The 6,257-nt window shown below is 29.4% G+C and carries 7 protein-coding genes; 5 read left to right on the top strand and 2 right to left on the bottom strand.

Annotation, left to right across the window (positions count from 1 at the left end; genetic code table 11):
* The first annotated feature begins 291 nt into the window (after positions 1-291).
* The 5 genes from ACOMCU_RS26290 to ACOMCU_RS26270 all read left to right on the top strand — a co-directional run bounded on the left by ACOMCU_RS26290 (position 292) and on the right by ACOMCU_RS26270 (position 4,667).
* Positions 292-510 (top strand): TniQ family protein, encoded by a 219-nt coding sequence (locus ACOMCU_RS26290; protein ID WP_421051997.1) that lies wholly within the window; start codon positions 292-294, stop codon positions 508-510.
* Positions 511-1,026: 516 nt separating this feature from the next.
* The gene (locus ACOMCU_RS26285) at positions 1,027-1,869 is read left to right on the top strand and encodes a S8 family peptidase (protein ID WP_421051995.1); all 843 of its coding nucleotides are present in this window, start codon (positions 1,027-1,029) and stop codon (positions 1,867-1,869) included.
* 29 nt (positions 1,870-1,898) lie between these two features.
* Positions 1,899-2,768 carry a hypothetical protein gene (locus tag ACOMCU_RS26280; RefSeq protein ID WP_421051994.1) on the top strand — a complete coding sequence of 290 codons (870 nt, stop codon included), beginning with the start codon at positions 1,899-1,901 and terminating at the stop codon, positions 2,766-2,768.
* Positions 2,769-2,883: 115 nt separating this feature from the next.
* Entirely contained in the window at positions 2,884-4,053 is a 1,170-nt protein-coding gene (locus ACOMCU_RS26275) for a hypothetical protein (RefSeq protein WP_421051993.1), read from the top strand.
* Positions 4,054-4,076: 23 nt separating this feature from the next.
* Positions 4,077-4,667, top strand: a complete 591-nt coding sequence (locus ACOMCU_RS26270; protein WP_421051992.1) for a TraX family protein — start codon at positions 4,077-4,079, stop codon at positions 4,665-4,667.
* A 296-nt stretch (positions 4,668-4,963) separates the two neighbouring features.
* Here the strand turns inward: ACOMCU_RS26270 and ACOMCU_RS26265 are convergent, their stop codons facing one another.
* Both ACOMCU_RS26265 and ACOMCU_RS26260 read right to left on the bottom strand, forming a co-directional pair.
* Positions 4,964-5,614, bottom strand: a complete 651-nt coding sequence (locus ACOMCU_RS26265) for a hypothetical protein (protein WP_421051990.1) — start codon at positions 5,612-5,614, stop codon at positions 4,964-4,966.
* A gap of 340 nt (positions 5,615-5,954) precedes the next feature.
* The gene (locus tag ACOMCU_RS26260) at positions 5,955-6,155 is read right to left on the bottom strand and encodes a tyrosine-type recombinase/integrase (protein ID WP_421051989.1); all 201 of its coding nucleotides are present in this window, start codon (positions 6,153-6,155) and stop codon (positions 5,955-5,957) included.
* Positions 6,156-6,257 lie beyond the last annotated feature (102 nt).

Here is a 6,257-nt window from a genome sequence, read left to right as displayed (position 1 = left end):
TGGCTGACCTTATAATACGAACGGAGCTATTGATTCCAAGTTTTATAATGAACACTCTCACTCGATTTAATTAATGGTAAATGGACCTAATTAACTTAAGGTCAAAACGAAATATATATTTTCATCCTAGTATAGGTGAGTTGGTTCGTTTATTGAATCAAAGGAAGTATACCATAGATTATTTTTTGAATAATCATACATATACCCTTTAATAATTTCCATCTTATCTTATCAAAAAAGGAGGACTTCAAGCAAAGTTTATTCATAAAGGACTCTTTAAAAAACAAATGAATATTTCAAGATTATATCGCTAAGGAAATTAAATATTGTCTTAAATGTTTAGAAGAGGATTATGAAAAATATGGAGAAGTCTACTCGCATCGGTTTCATCAAATTCATTTTTTGAATTATTGTGAACGACATCAAAAAGAGCTAATTTCTAAATGGCCAGAGTGTGGCGAACTACTAACTAATCAAAATGGTAAGGTACTTTTAACCAGACCATTATAGTAGGAACAAATTGATAAAGGGATATAGACGAGGGATGGATATGGATTAAGAGAAATTCATCGGTAAAATCAACCATGACAGAATTATGGGAAAGTTAGGGGAATAACTCAAGAAAAACTACTACTAAAACTCATCCGTAATTATCTTCAAGTGGGAGTCAGGATAAACGATTTTTTAAGTACAGATGTAAGAACACCACAAAGTGATCTTATAAGTTTGTTACTTTCAAGAGTCTTAAAAAATAATTTATATCTCTGACGATATTTTGAAAAAAACTTTTTTTTATTTGTACATACAATTCTTGTTTTCTTTATCAAAATATTAAAAAATTTACTTGTATTGACATTTGTATTTTTACCAATTAATATATAGTAGTTCCATATTGTGTATTTTCAACTTATAAGGAGGGGGTAACTACTTGATTGTTAATAGATAAATTGCCTATTTACCGGTTCCAATCCAATATCATATTAGGTTATAAGTTTGATATAAAAAACTAGTTTAAGGGAATTTAGAATGAGATTTAAAAAATATGTTTTTCTAGCAATATGTATTATAAGTGCGGCTTTCTTATACGAACATAAAAAAAATATTTCAATTGAAGACTTATATGAAAACCAAGCGTATCCAGATGGTATAGAATATTTTCGAGTTGAAGAGGTATGGGACAAAGGATATTTTGGTGAGAAAATTAAAATTGCAATATTAGATACCGGAATTGATTTTGGACATCCAGATTTTGAAGGCCAAATAAACACAGGTTTCAATGCAATTGACAATAATAGTTTACCTATTGACGATTCAGGCCATGGTACGAATGTGACAGGGATTATAGCCGCGAAAAATAATGATATTGGTGTAGTAGGTATTTCTCCATCAGCAGAAATATATCCCATTAAAGTTTTGGATGAATTTGGTGAAGGGGAAATTGAAGATATTATTCAAGGAATTGAATGGTGCATCGACAATGAAATAGATATTATTAATATGAGTTTTTCTACAATCAAAAATGATCAAAAATTTTTTAATGTAATTAATAAAGCAATTAATGCGGGCATATTTATCGTAGCAGCTATTGATAACAATAGAGAAAGAGGTCTTGGTTATCCCGCTTTATATGAGGGTGTAATTGCTGTAGCTTCTTTAGAATGGAAAAACCTTTTATCCGCTGAAGAAGTAGATTTTTTTGCCCCTGGAAATAATATTTTTACTACAGCTATAGGTGGGAAATACATAGTATCTGAAGGGAATTCTATAGCCACTCCACATATTACGGGCCTTATAGCACTAATAATTGATCAATATCAAACTCGTAATTATAAAGACGTGATTTGTCTATTAAAAAAATTAGTTAAATAGTAGCAATAGAGATAAGGGAGAGTTAAATGATGAAAAAATTTTTTCTAGTTTTGATGATTGCTTGCCTGGCATTTGCAAATTTTAGTACAGGTGCTTTAGCGAATAATTTTGAGGACCAGCCAATTGAAAGTGCATTTCAAATTATAGAAAACACTGAAGATATTATTACTGCCAAAGCTGTACACCCAAATGGAGATGAGTTGTACGCTACTTTAAATAAAAATACAAATGAATATACATTAAAAGCTATTGTAAAAGATGAAGGTTTACTAAGTTTACTAAGATTTGATAGTAGCGATAAAGAATACGAATACGCGGTTGATGTACAGGAATTATCAGAAGACGGTATTAAAGCTGTATTTACAGATGTTGATTCAGCTGAAAAATTCAAAATCGATGAAACTGTAGAATTTACTGAAAAGGTAGTAGCGCAAGGTCCATTAGTAGGCCTACTTCCTGTTATTGAGTGGGGAGGGGCCGCTTTATTAAGCTGGTTAGCGGCCAATGCAGCCTCGATTACTATTGCAGGTGTAACTGCATATTTAGCATCACATGTTTGGTCAAAATATAAAAACAAATCATACAACTATTACCAAGCTTTCATTAGTGGCGGCGATGTTTATATTGGTTCTGCATTTAAAGATGATGCTTCTGCATTTGCAGCCATTAAAGGATCTGAAAAAGTAGATGTATGGGCTAAAACAGAAAGTAAGGCAAATGAAGCTGCAAGGAAAGGTGGAAAGGGAAACCCACCTGCATCAAATCACCACACAACAGAATCCTTTGGTAAAGGTGATGGTTATTATAAACACTGGCATCCATTAAGAGAAACTCAAATCGATCCACGATCAGGTAGAGCAATCTATGTAAAGAAAGATAATCATATTTTTTACATGTAATTTAAGAGCAATAACTTCTATAATAAAAAAGAAGTTATTGCTTTATTTATCTGCTTTTTGGTTAATTAATAATTGAGTTTGCAAAATTTAATGGGATTTTATAAGAGGTGACATGATGTTTGAAATTAAAAAAATAGATTTTACTTTATATTGTGAAAAAATAGATGTTGCATTAGAACAAAAGGTTGTTTTCTCTATCGAAGATAATAAAGGAGAGAGAGAGTTTGGAAATGTATATAAAGGAGTATTGCTTTACGACTGGATCACAAATAATACTTCCAAATTAGTATTCAATAATTTTGCCAATAAAATTACATTGAAAAATAAAAAAGATACTCATTTTTTTTATTTTTCAATAAGTTGTAATGAGAATAATATTAATCTAGAAATAAGTAAATTTGATTGCGTTTTATTGTCAGAAGAAAAAATCTGTTCAATTAATTTTGATAAAGAAAGATATAAAGAGTTTCAGAATATAAACTCTAGAAGCTATATATATAATCTCGATGGACGCCACATTTTATTACAAGTATTAGATGATATTATTTTAGTTGATTCAGTTGAAAAGGTCTTCTATAATACCGGGAATAAATATGATGTACTCTTCAATTCTTATATCGACACTTTTATAAACGGAGAAATTGATTATATATATGTTCAAAATGGAAAATATAATTGGAAAGACAAAAAACAACATTTCCTTATGTCAGAAACAAATCACGAATTTTTCAAAAAGACTTTAAAAGAAGATGATAGTATTTACATTCTTCCTATAACGGAGTTAATTCATAATATAAAACTAAAATTAGATGTAACCTTCACTCGAATTTCTACTTGTAATCACAAGTGCGGTTACCCTTATTTTGGGGGAGATCTTACTAATGGTATTTTGAGTTTCCAAATAAACGATTTTGTTAATAACCAAACAACGTTAGTCTATTATTCAATTTTAGAATCAAAAATAATTAAAAGAAAACAATTTAATACCCTTTATGATATTGTTTATGCTATGGACGATGATTTTCTTACAATTGTTGATCAAAAGCAAAATGACAGAACTAAAGAAATTATTAGTATCACTGAGAATAAAACTGTAATTTCAATTCCAGCAGAAGAGCATGTAATTACTCTTAATAAGGACTATATTCTAACGGCTAAATATGATGAACAAAATGGTGATGTAAACTTATTTGTATATAAGAATCAATTTACAAAAAAGAAAATAGGAGAGGGCAAGCAATATTTTATCGATTTTGATAAAAAAATAATTGTTGTATTCAAATGATAAAACTAATAGCAATTTTTACAATGTTAATCGATCATATAGGTTACATTTTTTTCCCTGACGCAATGATCTTAAGGATGATAGGTAGATTATCTTTTCCATTGTTTGCGTATGGTATCGCAATAGGAATGAAAAGAACAAAAGATGTGAAAAAGTATGGATTTCGATTATTAATACTGGCTTTAATTTCTCAATTGCCGTATCAATTAGTATTTGGAACTAGGTATTTCAATGTTTTATTTACTTTACTTATTGGCCTATTGTCATTAATTATATTAAAGTCTAACATTAAAATATTTATGAAAATTTCAATTATAGTTGGATTAACATTAATAAGTGATCTTTTAAACTTTGAATATGGTATTTATGGTGTGCTTTTAATTATTTGTTTTTATTTGTGTGATAATAATATAAAGTTGATAAGTTCTGTAACGATTATAACTTTAGCGGGGGTAATTATTTATAATTATCCTATGATACAGTTGGTTTCTATTTTAGCATTATTGATAATCCCCTTACAGAAGAAGTTTGATTTTAAAATTAGTAAGATTGTATCTTACCTTTTTTACCCTTCCCATCTTATTGTTTTGTGGTTTATCGAATATAAATTTTAAAATACAATATCTTGTTACAAATGGTTTCTTATAAATTTATCAAAAGGATAAAATCAAATGAAAAAACTAAGAAATCATTAAATCTTACTCCTTTTTTATACAGAAAAATGATAATGGCATAGTATATTTATTTTTCCATACTCATCGTGACGTTATTCATAAAAGTTACGATACAAATGGTCTAGTAGTAATTGAGTTTCTTTATAAAAAAATCTTTCACTAAGTTTAGAATAGATAAAATAGATGAACGTAATAAGGGACATGTACGAATAGATAAAGAACCAAGTCTTAGTCATTTATTTAGGGTGTATATTTGCTGTTTTAATGTTTATAACTTCTACTCCTGTTCGTTTAGGTGTCCCAACAACAACAACTTGATTTCCTTTTGTATAAACATCTGTGATATTTGTTTGAAACACAACTATATACAGGTCAAGGTCTGTTTCATTTATATCAGTAGGAAAAACAATACCTACTTCGTGTTGAAAATTAAATTCAGCAGAAATCCCGATGGCATAAAAAGGGAATATGCGGTGAAGAGCATAGTGTATTCGAGAAGGAATATAGCTCCATCTCCCACCCCCATATGTGCTATGCCATTGTTCTTCATATATTGGTCTAATGTAGTTCGGTTCGCTTTTTATTACTTTGAAAGGAATTTTTGTTCCTTCTTTTGACACTTCTGAAATGGGGATGACATCGGTAGGGAAATGCACCTCTGTTCCTTTTTTAAATGGGAAAGGTGAGTCAAGAATAGTGGTAGGTTCAGGTGGTTCGAGGCTATCTAAACGTTGTTCCAATTCCTGAATTCGTTTATGTTCACTTTTATCACTATTCGATTGCGAGAAGGATAACTCCATCGCTTTTGTATTTATGGACTTACTGTAAACAAATAAGCTTATAATAATCGAAAAACAAATAATATAACCAATCTTTGTTTTTAACATATTCTAATCACCTCACCATATTTTCTGCTTTTACAAGGGAGTTATTCGTAAGATTAGTTATTAAAGTAACAGGTGCGTTTTTATAACAAATTGAAACGCTTTTTTACTAACGAAGCAGTTTAGTATGCTTTAACCATTGATATATCAGCATTATGGTATGTCCTCTTGGGACGTAATAAGCATAAAATTGGATGATTTTATGAAAAATAATAAACGCTTGAAATCCTTGGTACGTAAGGGTTTTGAGCGTTTTTCTGTTTTTGTAGATATTTTGAAAATCGCATAGAATAATATATTAAAATTAAATTAGGTATACAAAATGTAAACAAGGTGAAAAAAATTAAGATGAATAAATGTTGATTGCAATTTCTTCACTTCGTTCTTCCATTTCTTTTAATACGTGTGCGTAGTGGTCGAGTGTTGTTTGAATATCTGAATATCCTAAACGTTTTGAAACTGAATGAAAATTAGTACCTTTATAAATCAAAACACTTGCATGCGTATGACGTAAACCGTGAATCGAAATATGTTCAATTTCCAATGCATCTAAAGTTTTTCGTAATAATTTTTTAGCACCTTCGTTTGTTACTGCTTTATAACTGATTGTCGATAAAAAACTAAATTGTTTTCATTTTCAGGTGTA

Origin of the sequence: Lysinibacillus sp. UGB7 (assembly GCF_049058285.1) — a bacterium.
Taxonomy (GTDB): Bacteria; Bacillota; Bacilli; order Bacillales_A; family Planococcaceae; genus Lysinibacillus; species Lysinibacillus sphaericus_B.
The sequence above is the reverse complement of the archived record's forward strand: the minus strand, read 5'-3'. Positions and strand labels throughout refer to the sequence as shown.